The organism is Microbacterium sp. SORGH_AS_1204, from assembly GCF_030818935.1.
Lineage (GTDB): Bacteria > Actinomycetota > Actinomycetes > Actinomycetales > Microbacteriaceae > Microbacterium.
This window is the reverse complement of record NZ_JAUTBD010000001.1, coordinates 2551183-2570470: the sequence shown is the minus strand read 5'-3', so window position 1 is coordinate 2570470 and position 19288 is coordinate 2551183. Positions and strand designations below refer to the sequence as shown.

At 69.9% G+C, this 19288-nt stretch carries 17 protein-coding genes; 10 read left to right on the top strand and 7 right to left on the bottom strand.

Annotation, left to right across the window (positions count from 1 at the left end):
- Positions 1 to 4 precede the first annotated feature (4 nt).
- The 4 genes from mtrB to hpf all read left to right on the top strand — a co-directional run bounded on the left by mtrB (position 5) and on the right by hpf (position 4850).
- A complete protein-coding gene (mtrB, locus tag QE410_RS11845) occupies positions 5 to 1687 on the top strand; it encodes an MtrAB system histidine kinase MtrB (protein ID WP_307332150.1) in 1683 nt (560 codons plus the stop codon).
- On the top strand, positions 1684 to 3342 hold the full coding sequence (locus QE410_RS11840; RefSeq protein ID WP_307332146.1) for an LpqB family beta-propeller domain-containing protein: 1659 nt from the start codon (positions 1684 to 1686) through the stop codon (positions 3340 to 3342). Before mtrB ends, QE410_RS11840 begins: the two co-directional genes overlap by 4 nt.
- A gap of 80 nt (positions 3343 to 3422) precedes the next feature.
- A complete protein-coding gene (locus QE410_RS11835; RefSeq protein ID WP_307332143.1) occupies positions 3423 to 4091 on the top strand; it encodes a ComF family protein in 669 nt (222 codons plus the stop codon).
- 93 nt (positions 4092 to 4184) lie between these two features.
- Positions 4185 to 4850 carry a ribosome hibernation-promoting factor, HPF/YfiA family gene (gene hpf / locus QE410_RS11830; RefSeq protein ID WP_307332140.1) on the top strand — a complete coding sequence of 222 codons (666 nt, stop codon included), beginning with the start codon at positions 4185 to 4187 and terminating at the stop codon, positions 4848 to 4850.
- 222 nt (positions 4851 to 5072) lie between these two features.
- Here the strand turns inward: hpf and QE410_RS11825 are convergent, their stop codons facing one another.
- Positions 5073 to 6389, bottom strand: a complete 1317-nt coding sequence (locus tag QE410_RS11825; RefSeq protein WP_307332137.1) for a hypothetical protein — start codon at positions 6387 to 6389, stop codon at positions 5073 to 5075.
- Positions 6390 to 6573: 184 nt separating this feature from the next.
- Between QE410_RS11825 and secA the strand changes: the two genes are divergently transcribed.
- Together secA and QE410_RS11815 are read left to right on the top strand one after the other, a co-directional pair.
- Positions 6574 to 9375, top strand: coding sequence for a preprotein translocase subunit SecA (gene secA, locus QE410_RS11820; RefSeq protein WP_307332134.1), 2802 nt, complete (start codon positions 6574 to 6576; stop codon positions 9373 to 9375).
- Positions 9376 to 9494: 119 nt separating this feature from the next.
- The gene (locus tag QE410_RS11815; RefSeq protein WP_307332131.1) at positions 9495 to 10721 is read left to right on the top strand and encodes a pyridoxal phosphate-dependent aminotransferase; all 1227 of its coding nucleotides are present in this window, start codon (positions 9495 to 9497) and stop codon (positions 10719 to 10721) included.
- Positions 10722 to 11082: 361 nt separating this feature from the next.
- On the opposite strand, the gene QE410_RS11810 is transcribed toward QE410_RS11815, so the two are convergent.
- Positions 11083 to 11310 carry a hypothetical protein gene (locus QE410_RS11810; protein WP_307332128.1) on the bottom strand — a complete coding sequence of 76 codons (228 nt, stop codon included), beginning with the start codon at positions 11308 to 11310 and terminating at the stop codon, positions 11083 to 11085.
- A 133-nt stretch (positions 11311 to 11443) separates the two neighbouring features.
- Positions 11444 to 11887, bottom strand: coding sequence for an Rv3235 family protein (locus QE410_RS11805; RefSeq protein ID WP_307332125.1), 444 nt, complete (start codon positions 11885 to 11887; stop codon positions 11444 to 11446).
- Between the two features lie 623 nt (positions 11888 to 12510).
- Here QE410_RS11805 and QE410_RS11800 point away from each other — a divergent pair.
- Positions 12511 to 14007 (top strand): sensor histidine kinase, encoded by a 1497-nt coding sequence (locus QE410_RS11800; RefSeq protein WP_307332121.1) that lies wholly within the window; start codon positions 12511 to 12513, stop codon positions 14005 to 14007.
- A gap of 470 nt (positions 14008 to 14477) precedes the next feature.
- On the opposite strand, the gene QE410_RS11795 is transcribed toward QE410_RS11800, so the two are convergent.
- Positions 14478 to 14726, bottom strand: coding sequence for a WhiB family transcriptional regulator (locus QE410_RS11795; RefSeq protein WP_019182239.1), 249 nt, complete (start codon positions 14724 to 14726; stop codon positions 14478 to 14480).
- A 209-nt stretch (positions 14727 to 14935) separates the two neighbouring features.
- Here QE410_RS11795 and QE410_RS11790 point away from each other — a divergent pair, with 209 nt between their 5' ends.
- On the top strand, positions 14936 to 15316 hold the full coding sequence (locus QE410_RS11790; RefSeq protein WP_307332119.1) for a histidine kinase: 381 nt from the start codon (positions 14936 to 14938) through the stop codon (positions 15314 to 15316).
- A gap of 91 nt (positions 15317 to 15407) precedes the next feature.
- Here the strand turns inward: QE410_RS11790 and bcp are convergent, their stop codons facing one another.
- Genes bcp through aroA form a run of 3 tightly spaced genes read right to left on the bottom strand, consistent with a single transcriptional unit; the run spans position 15408 to position 18300 of the window.
- The gene (gene bcp / locus QE410_RS11785; protein ID WP_307332116.1) at positions 15408 to 15881 is read right to left on the bottom strand and encodes a thioredoxin-dependent thiol peroxidase; all 474 of its coding nucleotides are present in this window, start codon (positions 15879 to 15881) and stop codon (positions 15408 to 15410) included.
- Entirely contained in the window at positions 15878 to 16939 is a 1062-nt protein-coding gene (rsgA, locus tag QE410_RS11780) for a ribosome small subunit-dependent GTPase A (protein ID WP_307332113.1), read from the bottom strand. The genes bcp and rsgA overlap by 4 nt, the downstream gene beginning before the upstream one ends.
- A gap of 20 nt (positions 16940 to 16959) precedes the next feature.
- A complete protein-coding gene (gene aroA, locus QE410_RS11775; protein WP_307332111.1) occupies positions 16960 to 18300 on the bottom strand; it encodes a 3-phosphoshikimate 1-carboxyvinyltransferase in 1341 nt (446 codons plus the stop codon).
- 88 nt (positions 18301 to 18388) lie between these two features.
- On the opposite strand from aroA, the gene QE410_RS11770 reads away from it, so the two are divergent.
- Positions 18389 to 19015: a sigma-70 family RNA polymerase sigma factor gene (locus tag QE410_RS11770; RefSeq protein ID WP_373459375.1), complete on the top strand. Its 627-nt coding sequence runs from the start codon at positions 18389 to 18391 to the stop codon at positions 19013 to 19015.
- The gene (locus QE410_RS11765) at positions 19012 to 19254 is read left to right on the top strand and encodes a zf-HC2 domain-containing protein (RefSeq protein ID WP_058232137.1); all 243 of its coding nucleotides are present in this window, start codon (positions 19012 to 19014) and stop codon (positions 19252 to 19254) included. The genes QE410_RS11770 and QE410_RS11765 overlap by 4 nt, the downstream gene beginning before the upstream one ends.
- The last annotated feature ends 34 nt before the right edge of the window (positions 19255 to 19288 follow it).

The following is a 19288-nucleotide window of genomic DNA, read 5'->3' as shown; positions in this document are numbered from 1 at the left end:
GCTCATGACGGGGGCGGTGCGAACCCTCCCGCCCCGGGCGCGCGGACTCCGCGACTGGCGGCGGGTGCGTGATCGGCTCCGCACGCTCTGGCGCCGCTCGCTGCGTTTTCGCACGATCCTCATCACGGTCACGCTGACGGCGGTGACGATCCTCGCGACATGCCTGGCGATGGCGCTCGTCATCCAGAACGAGCTGTTCACCGCGCGCAAGGATCAGGTGCTGCTCGAAGCGCAACGGGCGACGGCGGCCGCGCAGGCGACGCTCGACGCCGCCGTCGACTCCACCGATCCCGCGGCCGCACAGACCCTCATGAACGGCATCGCGACGCGTTTGTCGCAGCAGTCCTCCAGCGATCTCATCGCGCTGTACCGCATCGGACCGCCGTCGCCGCTCGCCCCCCAGCCCTTCATTTCACCCGCTTTCGATTCTGAACTGGTCACCACCGCCCTGCGCACGCAGGTGCAGTCGAGCCCGGATCTGCAGTGGTGGCAGTCGGTGGCGCTGCCCTCCGACGGAGGCCGCGAGGTCCCCGGCATCCTCGTCGGGCATCAGCTCCGCTTCCCCGCGTCGGACGGTGTCGATTCCTACGAGCTGTACATGGGATACGACCTCGTCAGCGCGTCGCAGACGCTCGCGTTCGTGCAGGTGCTGCTGTGGGTGGTGGGGCTCGTGCTCGTCGTGCTCATCGGGGCGATCGCGTGGTTCGTGCTGCGGTCGGTGACCACCCCGATCGCGGATGCCGCCGAGACCAGCGCGAAGCTCGCCGCGGGCGACCTGGGCGTGCGTCTGCCGGTGCGCGGCGAAGACGAGCTGGCGACCCTGAACCGCTCGTTCAACGCCATGGCCGACAGCATCGAGTCGCAGATCAAGGAGCTGGCCGACCTCTCGCTCGTCCAGCAGAGGTTCGTCTCCGACGTCTCGCACGAGTTGCGCACGCCGCTGACGACCATCAAGCTCGCCGCCGACATGATCAACGACCAGCGCGAAGAATTCGATCCCGTGACCGGCCGCGCGGCCGAGCTGCTGCACGCGCAGGTGCAGCGCTTCGAGGTGCTCTTGACCGACCTGCTCGAGATCAGCCGCTACGACGCCGGCTCCGTGCAACTCGAACTCGAGCCCACGAGTCTCGCCCACCTCGCCGAAGACGTCATCGTCTCCATGGAGCAGCTGGCCGAGGGTCACGGCTCCGACGTGCGCCTCGTCGCCCCGGGCGGCTACACCCCTGTCGACATGGACGCCCGTCGCATCCGCCGCATCGTGCGCAACCTTCTCGGCAACGCCATCGAGCACGGCGAGGGTCGACCGATCGTCGTGTCGGTCGACAGCGATCGGGATGCCATCGCCCTCGGCGTCCGCGACTTCGGTCTCGGCATGCGCGGCGACGACGTCGAGCGGGTGTTCGACCGTTTCTGGCGCGCCGACCCCTCCCGCGTGCGCACGATCGGGGGCACGGGCCTCGGACTCTCGATCGCCCTCGGCGACGCGCGGTTGCACGGCGGCACGCTCGCGGTGTGGTCGGAGCTCGGTCGGGGGTCGAACTTCGTGCTCACCCTTCCGCGCGACGGCAGACCGGTGACCGGTTCGCCCCTGCCGCTCGTGCCGGAAGACGAGCAGGGCGGTGCCCTCGAGGCACTCGGCCTCACCCAGCCCATCGCCACCCGTCCCGGCGTTCGGAGGTCGTCATGAGACGCATCCTCGCTCTTGTCAGCCTGGCCCTCGTGCTCGCGCTCGCCGCGTGCACGGGGCTGCCGACGACCGGATACGTCAATCCGGGTCGCGGCCCGCAGACCGACGACACGCAGGCGTTCGCGTTCGTCCCCGACGGGCCGCAGGATGACGCCACGCCCACCGAGATCGTGGAAGGGTTCTTGCGCGCGGGCTCCGGCCCCGCCGACGACTGGGCGACCGCGAAGCTCTTCCTCGCCCCGGGGACGCAGTGGGATCCGCGGGCGCGCGTGACCATCGACCGTCTCGTGGACCGCCGCTCCGCCGCGGCCGGCGACGGCACGTCGGTGTCGGTGTCGCTGACCGCCACGGCCGAGGTGGATGCCAACGGCGCCTATGCCCCCGCGGCCTCGGGCACGGCCGCGACGCTGTCGTTCTCGCTGGCCCGGGTCGATGATCAGTGGCGGATCACCTCGGCACCCGACGGGGTCGTGCTGTACGAGGAGGTGTTCCCGACCGTCTACCAGACGGCCTCCATCGCCTACTTCGATCCGAACTTCGACTTCATCGTCCCCGACGTCCGCTGGTTCCCTCGCGCGTTGGTGGCCAGCCGGGTGGCGACCGCGCTGGTCGACGGGAAGCCCAGTGCGTGGCTGGCGGGCGCGGTGGCCTCCGCCTTCCCCGACGAGCTCTCCCTCGTCGGACGCTCCGTCACGCTGTCGCAGAACGGCGTGGCCCAGGTGCAGCTCCCTCAGGCGGCGCTGAGTCTCGACCGCACGCGGCTCGACCGCATGCAGACCCAGCTCGCCCGCAGCCTCGCGACCGCGGGGATCAGCGAGGTGCAGATGACCGTCGACGGCACGCCCATCGCCGCCACCGAGGTGCAGGTGCGCGTCACTCGCGTCGACCCCTCGCCCGCCGTTCTCACGACGGCGGGAGCGTTCGGGTCGCTGGCGGGCGACACGGTCGAACCCATCGCCGGGCTCTCCGACGCGGTCGAGTCGCTGGAGCCGGCGGCCGTCGAACTGGAGGCGGATCGCAGTCTCGCGGCCGTCCGTACGCGGCAGGGGGCGGTCGCGAGTGCCCTGGCCGACGGCCGGACGTTCCTGCTCGACGACCGTCCGGGCCTCATCACCCCCTCGATCGACGCCGAGGGCGCGATCTGGAGCGTTCCCGCGTCGGCTCCCTCGCAGGTGCGCGCCATCACTGCCGAGGGCGTTCCCCGCAATGTCGGCAATGCGTGGCCGGATGCCGGCGAGATCACGGCCATGCAGATCTCGCGCGACGGGACGCGTATCGCCGCGATCGTCACTGTCTCGGGGGCGCGGGAGGTCTGGGTGGCCGGCATCCAGCGTGTCAGCGGTGAGATCGATCTCGGTCCGCCCCATGTGCTGTCGTTCTCGCAGCCGGGATCGTTCGACCTCGCCTGGCTCGACGACACCACCGTGGGCGTGCTCTCGAGCTCCGACGGTGTCAGCACGCTGCACGAGCTGGGCGTGGGAGGCCGCGGCATCGACTCGGTCGCCCCGGAGGGAACCCGGTCGTTGGCGGCGGGCAGCACGAGCGTGCGCGTGCTCGACGACCAGGCACGGTTGTTCAGCCGTCGTGGCAGCTCGTGGACGCTGGTCGCTTCGGGCATCCGCGTCCTGGCGGCGCAGCAGGGCACCACCTCCTGACCCTCCTCCCCAGCCGGACCGTCGTCCACAGACGTGATCCGCGCCGGTGTGAGGGCGCGGTCGGAGGCGAGGCTGGCGGCATGACGCTTGTCGCCCTCATCGTCGCCGGGTTGCGCGACGCGCTGACGTTCTGGCTGCCGCTGGCGTGCGCGGGATGCGGAGCGTTCGACGTCTCGCTCTGCGACGGATGCCGCGCCGCTCTCGCGCCTCGCCCGTCGAGGCGCCATGTGGAGCCGTCCCTGACGGTCGTCTGCGGGCTGCGCTTCGAGGGGATCGCCGCACGGGTCGTCCGGGCCCTCAAAGAGGAGGGTCGCACGGCTCTCGCGCGCGACCTCGCTCCCGCCCTCGCAGCAGCCCTGGCGGCATCCGTCCCGCCCGGTGCGCGGGTCACGACGGTGCCGTCGTCGCGCGCAGCCTTCCGCCGTCGCGGCTACCGCCCGGTGGAGATCCTCGTGCGGCGAGCGGGGTGGCGACCGGAACGCCTGCTGCGGCTGCGGCGCACCCCGGCGGATCAGCGCGGCCTCGGTGATCGGGCTCGTCGAGAGAACGTGCGCGGGGCGTTCAGCGCCCGCGTTGCGCTCGATGGTCCGATCGTGGTCGTCGACGACGTCGTGACGACGGGTGCGACCCTCGCGGAGGCGGTTCGTGCCCTGCGCGCGGCGGGTGCTGGCGACGTGCGGGCCGTCGCGCTCGCGCACACGCCGCGTCGCAGCGGATCCCGAGATGAATCGGAGGTGATTACGACGTGACACGACGGTGGCCTCCCACTAGCGTGGGGATGACTGAAGGCGACGGAAGTTCCGCCCTTAGACCGGGCGGAACCCGGAACAAGGAGGTCACGGATGGACACCAACATCGTCGGCGTGGGAGTCGGTATCACCGATCGTTTCCGCTCGGTGGTTGAAGAGAAGGTCAGCCGCATCGAGCACCTGGCGCCGCGCGCCCAGGCGCTCGAGGTCAAGGTCACGCATCGTTCGTATCGCAACGGGCGAATGGAAGACGACACCGTCGAACTCACCCTCGACGGCAAGGGTCCCGTGGTTCGCGCCGAGGCCACGGACGCCGACAAGTTCGCCGCACTCGACCTCGCGGTCGACAAGATCTCCGAGCAGGTGCGCCGCGCGAAGGACAAGCGCGTCGACGCCCGCAACCACCCCCGCGGCGCCCGTTTCGAGAAGGGCACCGGTGAGCTCTCGGGCATCGACGTCGAGCCCGCCTCGGTCGAGGTGCTGCGTGCCGTCGCCACCGGGTCCGTCCCCGTGCAGAACGACGGCGCCGCCGACGACGAGGACTACTCGCCCGTCGTCATCCGACAGAAGGAGTTCGGTGCCGAATGGATGACGGTCGAAGACGCCGTCGACCGCATGGAGCTCGTGGGGCACGACTTCTTCCTGTTCATCGACGCCCGCACCGATCACCCCAGCGTCGTCTACCGCCGCAAAGGCTGGGACTACGGCGTGATCGCCCTCGCGACGCAGGCCGCTCCCGCGGCCCAGGTCGCGTCCTGACCCGATCCGTCCGCGATGCCCCCGGCCCGAAAGGGTTGGGGGCATCGTCGTGTCGGCGCGCCGACGGCACGGCGCGACCGGTGCCCCGCGGTGTGCGCCCCGCCGTCACTCGGGCCGTCGAGGCGCCGCGCGAGCCGGTCGACCGTCGAAGATCTCCGGCGCAGTCTGCACCGCTCGGCGTCCGTGCCGTCACTCGGGCCGCCGAGGCGCCGTGCGAGCCGGTCAGCCGTCGAAGATGTCGCCCAGCAGCGAGCCGATGACGAGACCGCCCAGCATGCCGCCGACCATGTTGCCGCCGCCCATACCGCCGCCGCGCCCGTACCCGCCGCCGCGGCCGTAGCCGTCGCCGCCGCCCCAGTCGTTCGGTCGGGACTGCTCGATGTCGCGTTGGGCGATCTGCAGCGCCTCGGAGGCCAGCGATCCCGCGCGGCGAGCGGTGGCGAGCACCGTCTCGCGCTGGTCTTCGGCCACCGGTCCGAGCGGCAGTCCTGCCCGCAGCCGCTCGGCCTCGACGAAACGGGTGCGCGCGTCGGCACCGATCCAGCCGCGGTGGCCGGTGATCAGGCCGCGGGCGACCGCCAGCTGTCGGTCGGCGTCGTCGATGGCGTGCTCGACCTGCAGCTGCGAGGGAACGGGGCGCGCGGCGCGTTCGCGCGCGAGGTCGAGGTCGGCGTTCGCCTGCCGCAGCGACGACAGCGCGGCGAACGGATCGCTCCGGGTGCCCGACGCCGGAAGGGCGGCGAGCGCGCTCTGCAGTGTCGCCATCGCCTGCGTCACGGCCGGTGTCTGCGCGCCGCGTCGTGCCTCGATGAGGTCGTTGCGGGAGTCGTCGATGACCGCCGCCAGCGTCGATTCGGCCCGCAGCGCCTCGATTTCGAAGGTGTCCACGGCATCCAGGAGCGATTCGGCCCGGCGGACCGCCTCGGTGGCCGCCTCCAGTGCCACAGACGCCTGCTCGCGCTGGCCGGCGTCGCGGCGGCGCTCGGAGACGGATGCCGTGTGCACGGCGAAATCGAGCAGCTGCTCGATCTCGTCGGGGTTGCCCCCGATCTGCGCCAGGGCGGAGTCGCTGTACCGCCGTGACAGGCGCGCGACGACGTCGCGGGCGTTCGGGATGCGCTCGGCCAGGCGGTCGCGGTCGGCGCGCACCCGCGCCAGCGTCTCGGGTGCACGACGCACGGCGTCGATCTTGGGCTGCAGCACCTGCGTGCGCTCTTCGAGAAGGTCTTCCGCCCACTCGGACAGCTGGATGATGCGGGCGTTCCGCGTGCGCAGCTCCTCCTTGGTGTCGGGGATCTCATCGTGGTTGAGCTGGTGCAGCCGGAATGCTTCGGCGAGGTGGGTGCGCACGGAGTCGAGGGCTGCGCCGAGGTCTTCGGTGGCTTTGTCGCCGAGTTCCGCCCGGGCGAAGTCCAGTTCGTCCGAGGTCAGCCGCACCCGCTCGTCGGCCGCGACGATCGCCAGCTCCGCCCGGCGCGCCAGATCGGCGTCCGCTGCATCCTGCTCTTCGCGCTTCCTCTTGCCCCAGAAACCCGCCATGGCTCGATCCTAGGCGGCGGGTCCGCGCGCGTCGCCGTGTGTTCGCTGCGGGCGCGCAACCCGGCCGAGGGATTGCGGCTCACTCGCAGGTCACGAACCGGTAACACGGATAACATGGGCGACGTATGCCTGTTCGCAGGCCGGCGTCTGCACAGGCGCTGCACCCGACAGATGGAGATTCTTCGTGGCAAATCCGCTCGAGAGACTGCTGCGCGCCGGAGAGGGCCGCATCCTGCGCCGCCTGCAGGGCGTCGTCAAGGCGACCGGGGCGCTCGAAGAGGACTACGAGCAGCTCACCGACGATGAGCTGCGCAACGAGACCATCGAGCTGCGCGCCCGCTACGAGGCCGGCGAGACGCTCGACCAGCTCATGCCCGAGGCATTCGCCGCCGTCCGAGAAGCTGCCAAGCGCACCCTCGGCCAGCGCCCCTACGACGTTCAGATCATGGGCGGCGCCGCCCTGCACCTCGGCAACATCGCCGAGATGAAGACCGGTGAGGGCAAGACGCTGACCGCCGCCCTCCCGGCGTATCTGAACGCAATCGCCGGCAAGGGCGTCCACGTCATCACGGTCAACGACTTCCTCGCGAGCTACCAGTCCGAGCTCATGGGTCGCGTCTACCGCGCGTTGGGGATGACGACCGGCACGGTCGTCGCCGGTCAAACGCCCGAGGTGCGTCGCGAGCAGTACGAGGCCGACATCAGCTACGGCACGAACAACGAGTTCGGCTTCGATTACCTGCGCGACAACATGGCCTGGCGCAAGGAAGACCTCGTGCAGCGTGGGCACTTCTTCGCCATCGTCGACGAGGTCGACTCGATCCTCATCGACGAGGCGCGCACCCCGCTGATCATCTCGGGACCGGCATCCGGTGAGGCCAACCGCTGGTTCGCGGAGTTCGCCAAGCTCGCCCGTACCCTCGAGGCCGGCGTCGACTACGAGGTCGACGAGAAGAAGCGCACGATCGGTGTGCTCGAGCCCGGCATCGAGAAGGTCGAGGACTACCTCGGCATCGACAACCTGTACGAGTCGGCGAACACGCCGCTCATCTCGTTCCTCAACAACTCCATCAAGGCGATCGCGCTGTTCAAGCGCGACACCGACTACGTCGTGATGAACGACGAGGTCATGATCGTCGACGAGCACACCGGCCGGATCCTGGTGGGTCGTCGCTACAACGAGGGCATCCACCAGGCCATCGAGGCCAAAGAGGGTGTGCCCGTCAAGGCCGAGAACCAGACGCTCGCCACGGTCACGCTGCAGAACTACTTCCGTCTGTACGAGAAGCTCTCGGGCATGACGGGTACCGCCGAGACCGAGGCGGCCGAGTTCATGTCGACCTACAAGCTCGGCGTCGTGCCCATCCCCACGAACAAGCCGATGATCCGCAAAGACCAGTCCGATCTCGTCTACAAGAACGAGACAGCGAAGTTCGCGCAGGTGGTCGAAGACATCGTCGAGCGTCACGCCAAGGGGCAGCCCGTCCTCGTCGGCACGACGAGCGTCGAGAAGAGCGAGTACCTCTCGCGGCTGCTCGCCAAGAAGGGCGTGCGTCACGAGGTGCTCAACGCCAAGAACCACGCGCGTGAGGCCGAGATCGTCGCCCGCGCCGGTCGCCTCGGTGCGGTCACGGTCGCCACCAACATGGCCGGTCGCGGGACCGACATCATGCTCGGCGGCAACGCCGAGTTCCTCGCCGTGCAAGAGATGAAGGCGAAGAACCTCGACCCGGTCGAGACCCCGGAGGCCTACGAGTCCGAGTGGGACTCCGTCTATCAGTCGGTGCGCGACACCGTGGCCGAAGAGGCCGCGAAGGTCACCGAGGCGGGCGGACTCTACGTCCTCGGCACCGAGCGTCACGAGTCGCGTCGCATCGACAACCAGCTGCGCGGTCGCTCCGGCCGTCAGGGCGACCCCGGCGAGAGCCGCTTCTACCTCTCGCTCACCGACGACCTCATGCGTCTGTTCCAGTCGGGCGCCGCCGAGGCGATCCTCGCGCGCACCAACTTCCCCGACGACGTCGCGATCGAGTCGGGTCTGGTGTCGCGGGCGATCAAGAGCGCTCAGTCGCAGGTCGAGGCGCGCAACGCCGAGATGCGCAAGAACGTGCTGAAGTACGACGACGTTCTGAACCGTCAGCGCGAGGCCATCTACGCCGACCGCCGCCACATGCTGCAGGGCGACGACATCGCCGACCGCGTGCAGCACTTCATCGAAGACGCCATCACCGCCGTGATCGACGACCACACCGGCTCGGGTCACACCGAGTCGTGGGACTTCGACGCGCTGTGGACCGAGCTGAAGACCATGTACCCGGTGAGCGTCACGATCGACGAGGTCGTGGCCGAGGCCGGCGGCAACAAGGGGCGCATCACCCCCGAGGGCCTCAAGCGCGAGATCATCTCCGACGCCCGCATCGCCTACGAGAACCGCGAGAAGCAGCTCGGCGAGCAGGCGCTGCGCGAGCTCGAGCGTCGCGTCGTGCTGCAGGTGCTCGACCGCCGGTGGCGCGAGCACCTCTACGAGATGGATTATCTGAAAGACGGCATCGGCCTGCGGGCCATGGCCCAGCGCGACCCGCTCATCGAGTACCAGCGTGAGGGCTACCAGATGTTCCAGTCGATGATGGGGCAGATCAAGGAGGAGTCGGTCGGATTCCTCTACAACCTCGAGGTCGAGGTCCGCAAGGTCGACGGCGACGAGGCGCAGGTCGAGGCGAAGGGCCTCACCCCGACTCCCGTCGAGACGCAGCGCCTGGAGTACTCGGCCGCCAACGACGCAGGCGAGGTCGAGGTGCGCAACGACCGTGGCCAGGTGCAGCAGGCGGCGACCAACCGCCTCCGTCAGGCGACGCAGCAGCAGGCGGCCCCGGCTGCCGAGCCGGTGCCGACCGGCGCGCGCGGGGCCTTCGGTCAGCGCACCGACGTCGCCGACGAGTCGGCCGCGTCCAACCGCGCCGATCGTCGCGCCGCGAAGAAGAAGTAACACCCGTCAGCGGATGCCGCGTCCCCGGCCGTGGGGCGCGGCATCCGTCGTTCCCGGTGACGCAGGCGTGGTCCACTCGGTGTCGATTGGCCCGATCACGGCGGGGATATCCTGATCCGATGAGCCCGCTACGCCCCCTCGATCAGTCGTCGAAGCTGAAAGACGTCCTCTACGAGATCCGGGGGGAGGCCCTGGTCGAGGCCGACCGTCTCGAGGCCGAGGGGCACGCGATCCTCAAGCTCAACACCGGTAACCCGGCGATCTTCGGCTTCGAGGCCCCGCACCAGATCGTGCGCGACATGATCGCGTCGGTGCCGAACGCGCATGGCTACAGCGACAGCCGCGGCATCCTGTCCGCTCGCCGCGCGGTGGTGTCGCGCTACGAGCAGGTGCCGGGTTTCCCCGCGGTGGATCCCGACCACGTGTTCCTCGGCAACGGTGTGTCCGAGCTCATCACGATGACGATGCAGGCACTCCTCGACGAGGGCGACGAAGTGCTCATCCCCGCGCCCGACTATCCGCTGTGGACGGCCATGACCAGCCTCGGCGGCGGAACGCCGGTGCACTACCTGTGCGACGAGTCGCGCGAGTGGCAGCCCGATCTCGACGACATCCGGTCGAAGGTCACGCCCCGCACCAAGGCCATCGTCATCATCAACCCGAACAATCCGACCGGTGCGGTGTACTCGCGCGAGGTCCTCGAGGGCATCGCCGACATCGCCCGCGAGCACTCGCTGCTGCTGCTGGCCGACGAGATCTACGACCGTATCGTCTTCGATGACGCCGTGCACATCCCCATGGCGACCGTCGCGCCCGATCTGCTCTGCCTGACCTTCAACGGCCTGTCGAAGACCTACCGCGTCGCGGGATACCGCTCGGGCTGGCTCGCGATCACGGGCCCGAAGGACCACGCGCAGGGCTTCCTGCACGGCATCAACCTGCTGGCATCCACGCGTCTGTGCCCGAACGTGCCGGCGCAGTTCGCGGTGCAGGCCGCTCTCTCGGGCGTGCAGTCGATCGACGCGCTGATCGCCCCGACCGGCCGTCTCCATGAGCAGAGGGATGCCGCCTGGCAGGGCCTCGAGGCCATCCCGGGTGTCTCGTGCGTGCTCCCGCGGGGTGCGCTGTACGCCTTCCCGCGTTTCGATCCCGAGGTGTACGAGATCCCCGACGACGGGCAGTTCGTGCGCGACTTCCTGCTCGCCGAGCACGTGCTGCTCGTGCAGGGGTCGGGCTTCAACTGGCCGGCGACCGACCACGTGCGCATCGTGACCCTTCCCGAGGCGCGGGTGATCTCGGATGCCATCGAGCGTCTCGGCAACTTCCTCGCGTCGTGGAGGCCCTGACCGGCGAGTCGGTGGCTTCGGCCACACCCGTCGACGGGCGCGAACCCCACGTGGGAGTCCGCGCCCGTCGCGGCGAAGGGATGTATCACCGCTCTCGTTTCTGCTCCGCTTCTTCCCTCGCCGCGTCGCGGCGATGACGTGCGTCCGTGACCACGGTGCCCGTTGCGCATGCGCGAAGGGGGATGACAGACACCGGCCCGATCCAGCCCGGTGCGTTCTCGCGGCCCAGGTGAGGTGAGGTTCCCGGGACGAACCATGCGAGCGAGAACCCGCCGATCAGATTCCTCAGGGCTTCCGCCATATCCAGAACGCGACGCCGCTCCAGCATCGCCGCATCGGCCCGCCCCTCCGGGAAACGCTCCTAGTGGGTCTCGTCCGCTGGAGTCGAGCCCTGACGGAAGGCGAATGGGGCAAGCAGTGCGGCTCCGCCCAGTACACAGAGCCACGCGACTCCCCATGCGACGAAGCCGAGCACCGGGTTCGGATCGATCCACGCTTGGACCGCGCTCGTACCCTTGAGAAGCATCCAGGCGAGGAAGATCCCCACGAGAAGGATGCCGACGACAGCACCTCCGAGTCTCTTCTTCATGGCCCCGACGTTATCAGTGCGATTGTCGTCGCCTCGGGGGCACGTCGTGGGCGCTCTGGGGGCAGAGGTTTCCGGTGCGATCCCGTTCGTCACGGGCGCGGTCGGTCCGGGCGCTCATCGCGGCGTCGCCCGCTCACAGCAAGCCGAGCGAGGTCACACGCCAGCGTCCATCGAGACCTTCGAGGCGGAGAGCGACCGCTCGGGTACGGAGGCGGGTCGCGGCGGTGACGGTGGCCTCGACGACATGGTCGGCGGGGGAGGAGAGGTGGACGCTCTGAATGATGTGCGTCGCTCGCGGCGCCGGCACGCCGCGGGCGCTGCGCGCGCGAGCCGCGAGGTTCGCCCGCACGACCACGGTGCGGTAGACGTCTTCCGAAAGCCATCGCGCGAGCTGATCGACCTCGCGGACGCCGGCGAGCACCTCGAGCACGCCGCGGACGATGTTGAGGGTGAACGTCTCGGCCGACGGGAGATCGTGCGCTGAGGTCTTCTGCCGGTCGAAATATCCCTCCGATCGGGCTGCGGTGAGCGACCGTCGCGTCGGGCTCGTGGCGGTGTGAACGTTCTGCTGTGACATGGTTCCCTCCGTGGATGTGATGCGGCGAGTGGGCGGGGGGTGACGCCGACAGTAGGGCAGGTTCGTCCCGCGCGGAGGTGCGGCGGGCGCCCCTGTGGAAGGAATGCGCGAGGGTGATGGTGACCTCCCGGTGTCGGCGGTCGGGCGGGTCGGCGTGCGTCCTCGGCGTATGCGGTCTCGTCGTCCTGCGTGCTAGCCGGGCGCCCGACAAGCCGCGATACCCCGTGTCGGCGGGCGTCGTGGTCTCAGCGGCGGCGCCGGGCGACGGGTGCGATGCGTTCCGAGGTACAGAGGCGACGTCGCCCGTGCCGTGTCCGTTCCGGAGTGCCCCAGGCGTGCCGGCACCCGGTGGATCGAGTCCCACCGGCCGGCGAAGAAACAGGCGCAGAATCAGCATCCGGAGAACCGGCGGTCACGATGTCCCCCGTTCGGGGGATGACGGCGGCTCACCCGCCGAGGGCCGGAGCGGGTGAACGATCTCGATATCCGCTGCGGCCCGCACGCGGCATGTATCCGCTCCGACGTGGGCGGTGCCGGCGACTCGTTCACCCGGGCACTCATCTCTCCCGCCCGTATCCCGCCCGTGAACGGGTGGTCTACGACCCCTCCTCTAGGGTGGAGGGGTGTCGACACTCAGTGAACTCGTCTACGCCCAGGGCCGCTCCAGCGAGGCCGACGTCGAGTGGCTGCACCGGCTCGCCGGCGACGGACAATTGCTCGCCGACCTGGCCTTCGCCGACATCGTGATCTGGGTTCCGACGCAGGACGACTCGTTCGTCGCCGTCGCCCACACCCGGCCCGGGGGAGCGGCGACCCTGTTCTATCGCGACATCGTCGGTGACCGGGTGCGACCCCAGTGGCGCACGCAGGTGCGCGAGGCGTTCCAGAGCGGACGCATCGTCGACTCGGCATCCCCCGACTGGTTCGAAGAGACCCCGACGCGCGTGCGCGCGGTGCCGATCGTGCGCGAGCTCTCGCGCGAGGGTGACGCGGTGACCACGGTTGGCGTGCTCACCCGCCACACCAATCTCGGCGAGACGCGCACCCCGTCGCGCCAGCAGATCACGTTCAACGACTGCGCCGACGACCTGTTCGGCATGATCTCCTCCGCCGAGTTCCCCGACCTCGCCGCTCCCACCGCCCCGCGTCGTGGCGCTCCCCGCGCCTCCGACGGCCTCATCCGGCTCGACGTCGACGGCATCACCACATTCGCGAGCCCCAATGCGCTGTCGGCGTTCAACCGCATGGGCTTCGACGACGAGCTCGAGGGGGAGTCCCTCGCCGAAGTCACCGCGCGCATCCTGCCCGCCAAGCGTCAGGACGTCGACGAGTCGCTCCCTGTCGTCGTCAGTGGTCGAGCGCCCTGGCGCGCCGACATGGAGGCGCGGGGCGTGCAGGTGTCGCTGCGCACGATCCCGTTGCGCGACCGTGGCACCCGCATCGGCGCGATCGTGCTGAGCCGTGACGTCACCGAGATCCGCCACCAGGAGCAGGAACTCATCACCAAGGACGCGACCATTCGAGAGATCCACCACCGCGTCAAGAACAACCTTCAGACCGTGGCTTCCCTCCTTCGCATCCAGGCGCGCCGCACGCACTCCGATGAGGCGCGCGACGCTCTCACCCAGGCCATGCGGCGTGTGTCGGCGATCGCCGTCGTCCACGACACCCTCTCGGAGGGACTGGCGCAGAACGTCGACTTCGACGACGTCTTCGCCCGCGTGCTCAAGCTCGTCGCCGAGGTGGCAGCGGCTCCCAACACCCGCGCCCGCACGCGCTCGACGGGTCAGTTCGGTACCCTGCCCAGCCAATTCGCCACGCCCCTCGCGCTCGCACTGACCGAGTTGGTCACTAACGCCGTCGAGCACGGCCTCGCCGGCCAGGAGGGCGACGTCGAGATCGCGGCGGAACGCACCGGCGAGATGCTCGAGGTCAGCGTCCGCGACACCGGCGTGGGCCTGCCCGAGGGGCAGGTCGGCCGGGGCCTCGGCACGCAGATCGTGCGCACGCTGATCCAGGGCGAACTCGGCGGCACCATCGACTGGCACACGCTCATGGGCAGCGGCACCGAGGTCACGATCGAGATTCCGTTGCGCTATATCGGCGGCGCCTCCGCCTGACGCTCGCCGCACGGCATCCGCTCTCCCTCCCGACGGACGCGGCGCCTCGCCGGCGCTTCCCCGCACCGGGGAACCCGTTCTGCGGGAGGGCGTTGTGCTGCGCGCGAGTGGGCGTCGCTCGACGTTCGCGGATGCCGCTCCGGGAAGAACGAGCGGAAGCGCGACAGATGCGTACGCCGCTCCGCAATCGGGCATCTGACCGACCGCCTCGCTCGCGGATAAGCGCATTCCTCGCAGATGGGGCAGGACATCGTGCGGGGGAATCGCGTATTGACGACGGAATGTGCGCGGCTCCGCCGTGACCTGTCGATAGATCGCATTCTCGCGAGCGGGCGCGTTCCCCGCGGGCGTGGGTGACTTCTGGCCAGGAATGCGCGAATTCGCGAGCGGTCGCGCATCGAGGTGGCTGCCCCCGCGAAACGCGAAGACGCCCGCCCCAAGGGGGCGGGCGTCTTCGTGGATGCGTGTCGTCAGGAGGCGCGGCGCGCGCGAGCGGCGCGACGCTTCAGCGCGCGACGCTCGTCTTCGCTCAGGCCGCCCCACACGCCCGAATCCTGACCGGACTCGAGGGCGTACTGCAGGCAGATCTCGGTGACGGTGCAGCGTGCGCAGACCGACTTGGCCTTCTCGATCTGGTCAACCGCGGGGCCGGTGTTGCCGACGGGGAAGAACAGCTCGGGGTCGACGGTCAGGCAGGCTGCTTTGTCGCGCCAATCCATAGGGTGCTCCTTGTTACAGAAATGTTGGTCGATTCGGCACCGGCTATCGGGTCCGGTACCCTGGTGGGAACGCGAGCGATTGCTCGCCCCACTTCGCTGTGGGAGCACACGGCTTGTTCCATGCTCCCATAGCGGTTCCCCCTGATCAAGAGGTAACCGGCAGGTTTCCGGATCATGACGGCGCCGGTGCGCCTTTCGGAGGGTTTCGGATGCCGATCCGTTTCGCGGCCGCCGTGCTTCTGGGCCTTCAGGCTCTCGGCATCCTGGCCCTCGCCGGGTGGCAGGTCGTCGCGCTCATCGGCGGTGACACCGACTCGGTGGTGAGTTCGATCGCACTCATCGTGCTGACCGTCACCGGGGCGGCGATCGTCGGCGCGTTCGGCGTGGCGACGGCGCGCGATGTATCGGCGGGCCGCTCGGGCGGCATCGTGACCCAGCTGCTGATCCTCTCGGTCGCCATCGGCGCGATCACGGGGGAGTGGGCCGCCCGCGGCGCCGCCGCGCTCATCGCCGCGCCCGCCGTCGTCGGGCTCGTGCTGCTGGTGGGGGCCGTACGCCGGGCCGCGCCGCGACGCAGCGACGACGACTGACGCTTCCCCGCGTATCCCGCCCCGGTCCACCCGGCGAACGACGAACCCCGCCGACCGCGGAAGCGGAGGGCGGGGTTCGTGAAAGGGAGGGTCAGGCGGCGGCGAGACCGAGCGTCTTGCGCAGGCGCGCGACGTGGCCGGTGGCCTTGACGTTGTAGAGCGCCTCGACGATCTTGCCGTCCTCGTCGAGGACGAAGGTGGAGCGCAGCACACCGGTCACGGTCTTGCCGTAATTCTGCTTCTCGCCCCAGGCGCCGTACGCCTCGTGCACGGCGTGGTCGGGGTCGCTCAGCAGCGGGAACGTGAGCCCGTCGCTGTCGCGGAACGCCCGGAGCTTCTCGGGGGTGTCGCGCGAGATGCCCAGCACCGTGTACCCGGCGCCCTGCAGCGAGGCGAGACTGTCGCGGAAATCGCACGCCTGAGTCGTGCATCCGGGTGTCTGCGCGGCCGGGTAGAAGTACAGGATCACGCGGCGACCACGGAAGTCGCCGAGTGAAACGGGGTGCTCGTCCTGGTCGAGCAGGGTGAAGTCGGGCGCGGCGGTGCCGGGTTCGAGATTCGTCACCCCTCCAGCCTAGAACGCTCGATCGCCTGGAACGTGGTCAGCAGTCGATGCAGCGAATCCAGACGCGCCTCGGCGCCCGGCCCGAGGCGCCCGGATGCCACCGCCTCGGCGATCGCGCAGTCCGGCGCGTCGGGCAGGTGCGTGCAGCCGCGTGGGCAGTCCTCGGCGACTTCAGCGAGATCGGTGAACGCCCCGAGCACGTGCGCCGGGTCGACGTGCCCCAGGCCGAACGACCGCACACCTGGGGTGTCGATGACCCAGCCCGAGCCGGCGGGTCCGCGGTAACGCAGCGAGACCGCCGACGACGAGGTGTGTCGTCCGCGTCCGGTGACGACGTTGACGTGGCCGATCGCGCGCTCCGAGCCCGTCAGGGCGTTCACGAGCGTGGACTTGCCGACACCCGAGTGCCCGACGAACACCGTCGAGTGGCCGGCGATGGCCTCCCCGATCTCGTCGAGCGGCATGGCGTCCTGCGCGCTGGTGAAGACGCGCAGATCGATGCCCGCGAAGTGCGACAGGAACTCGGTCGGGTCGGCCAGGTCGGTCTTCGTGACCACCAGGAGCGGGCGGATGCCGGCATCGAGGGCCGCGACGAGATAACGGTCGACGAGCCGCTCGCGGGGCTCGGGGTCGGCCGCCGCGACGACGATCAGCATCTGGTCGGCGTTGGCGACGATCACGCGCTCCACCTGATCGGTGTCGTCGGCGCTGCGGCGCAGCAGCGACGTGCGCTCCTCGATCCCGACGATGCGGCCGAGGGTCCCTTCGTCGCCCGACAGGTCACCGACCACGCGCGCGCGGTCGCCGTTGACGATGGGCTGCTTGCGCAGCTCGCGGGCACGCGTCGCGAGCACCCGGCGCTCGTCGGGTGCGTCCTCGTCGACGAGAACGGTGTAGCGCCCGCGGTCGACCCCCAGCACGCGCGCCACCCGGGCGTCGGCGTGAGCCGGTCGCCGCTTCGTGCGCGGGCGGTTGGCTTTGGGATTCGGACGCGACCGGATGGACGACTCGTCGTAGGCGAGATCGTCGTCGTCTTCGTCGTCGGCGAGCCAGCTCACGCGCCTGTGCCGCTCATGGGTCAGACCGCGGCATCCGTGCCCAGCATGGCGTGCCACAGCGCGGCGAACTGCGGAAGGGTCTTGGCCGTCGTGCCGATGTCGTCGATCTCGACGCCGGGCACGCGCAGCCCGATGAGGGCTCCCGTCGTCGCCAGACGGTGGTCGTGATGCGCCTTCCACTCGCCGCCGCGCAGTGCGCGGGGCACGATGCGGATGCCGTCGTCGAGCTCGTGCGCCTCGCCGCCGAGCGAGCGGAGGTTGCCCACGAGGGCGGCGATGCGGTCGGTCTCGTGCCCGCGGATGTGCCCGATGCCGTGCAGCGTCGTCGGCCCGTCGGCGAAGGCGGCCAGACCGAAGAGCGTGGGGGCGAGCTCGCCCGCGGCGGACAGGTCGAGTTCGACACCCAGGATGCCGTCATCGCCGGCGGCGACGGTCAGCGCACCGCCGCGGCGGCTCACCCGCGCGCCCATCTCGGCGAGGATGTCGACGAGCAACGCCCCGGGCTGGGTGCTGTGCAGCGGCCAGCCGGTGACCGTGACCGAGCCGCCCGTGACCATCGCCGCCGCCAGGAACGGGGAGGCGTTGGAGAGGTCGGGCTCGATCGCCACGTCTTTGGCGCGCACGGGACCCGCGGGGACGATCCATTCTCCGGGGGCCGGACGCTCGACGTGCACCGCGCGGTGCGCGAGCGCCTCGACGGTCATGTCGATGTGCGGCACGCTCGGCAGACGGGAGCCCACGTGACGCAGCCGCAGCCCGACGTCGAACCGGGGAGCCGCCAGCAGCAGGCCCGAGACGAACTGACTGGACTGGCTGGCGTCGATGTCGACCTCGCCGCCGCGCACGTGACCGTGTCCGCGCACCGAGAACGGCAGCGACCAGTGACCGCCGTCGTCGATGTCGACGCCCACGTCGCGCAGGGCGCGGATCATCGCGCCCATGGGGCGATGCAGAGCGCTCTCGTGCGCGGTGACGTGCACGTCGCCCCGGGCGAAGCCCGCGAGCGGCGCGACGAAGCGCATGACGGTGCCGGCCTGGCCGCAATCGACGGTCGTGCCGCCGACGAACGACTCCGGGGGCGTCACCGACAGGTCGGGCCCGAAGGGCGAATCCGTCTCGATCTCTTCGATGCCGACACCCAGCGCGCGCAGCGAATCGATCATGCGGGCCGAATCGTCGGAGTGCAGCGGGGCGTGCAGCGTGCCCGGGCCATCGGCGATCGCGGCGAGCACCAGTTCGCGGTTGGTGAGCGACTTGGAGCCCGGCACGGTGACCGTGGCATCCACGGGACCGGCGGCGAGGGGCGCGACCCACGCGCCGCGGGGGGTGGCGGCGGAAGGGGAATACCCGAGCGGAGTCATCGGTTCCTAGCCTACTGAAAGGGGACGACACGTGACCGCACTTCTCGAGCGCCGACGCCCGCAGGCGACACCCCTGCCGGCTGCTGACATGCCCGACGTAGACTGGCGCGCGATGGACGACACCGCAGAAGCGGGCTCGAAGGCGGAGCCGCGCGCACAGTTCGAAGAGCAGGCTCTGCCCTTCATGGACCAGCTCTACGCCGCGGCGATGCGCATGACGCGCAATCCCGCTGATGCGGCCGACCTCGTGCAGGAGACCTTCGTGAAGGCCTTCGGCTCATGGGCGACGTTCACGCAGGGGACCAACCTGAAGGCGTGGCTCTACCGCATCCTGACGAACACGTACATCAACACCTATCGCAAGAAGCAACGCGAGCCCTATCAGAGCGCCATCGACGATCTCGAGGACTGGCAACTCGGCGGGGCCGAGTCGACCACCGCGAGCAACGCGCGTTCGGCCGAGGCCGAAGCGATCGACCACATGCCGGCATCCGTCGTCAAAGACGCGCTGCAGTCGATCCCCGAAGATTTCCGGATGGCGGTGTACCTCGCCGACGTCGAGGGCTTCGCCTACCAGGAGATCGCCGACATCATGAAAACCCCGATCGGCACGGTCATGAGCCGTCTGCACCGCGGCCGGCGGCTGCTGCGCGACCTGCTGTCGGACTACGCCACGGAGCGCGGCATCACGGCCGCGACGGGAGAGAAGAAATGAGCGACTGCGGCTGCGACAAGGCACGGCGCGACCTGGAGGAGTACCTTCGCAATGAGGTCTGCAAGACCGAGGCGAAAGACATCCGCGAGCACCTCGAGAACTGCCCCGGATGCCAGGATGAGGCGCTCGTCGCGCGAACCCTGACCGAGGTGGTCGCCCGGGCCTGCAAAGAGAGCGCACCGGACGAGCTGCGCGATCAAGTGCTCGCGCGCTTGCGGGCGGTCCAAGCCACCCACTGATCCCGCCCGCGGCGGTGTCTGTGGGGGTCCGTAG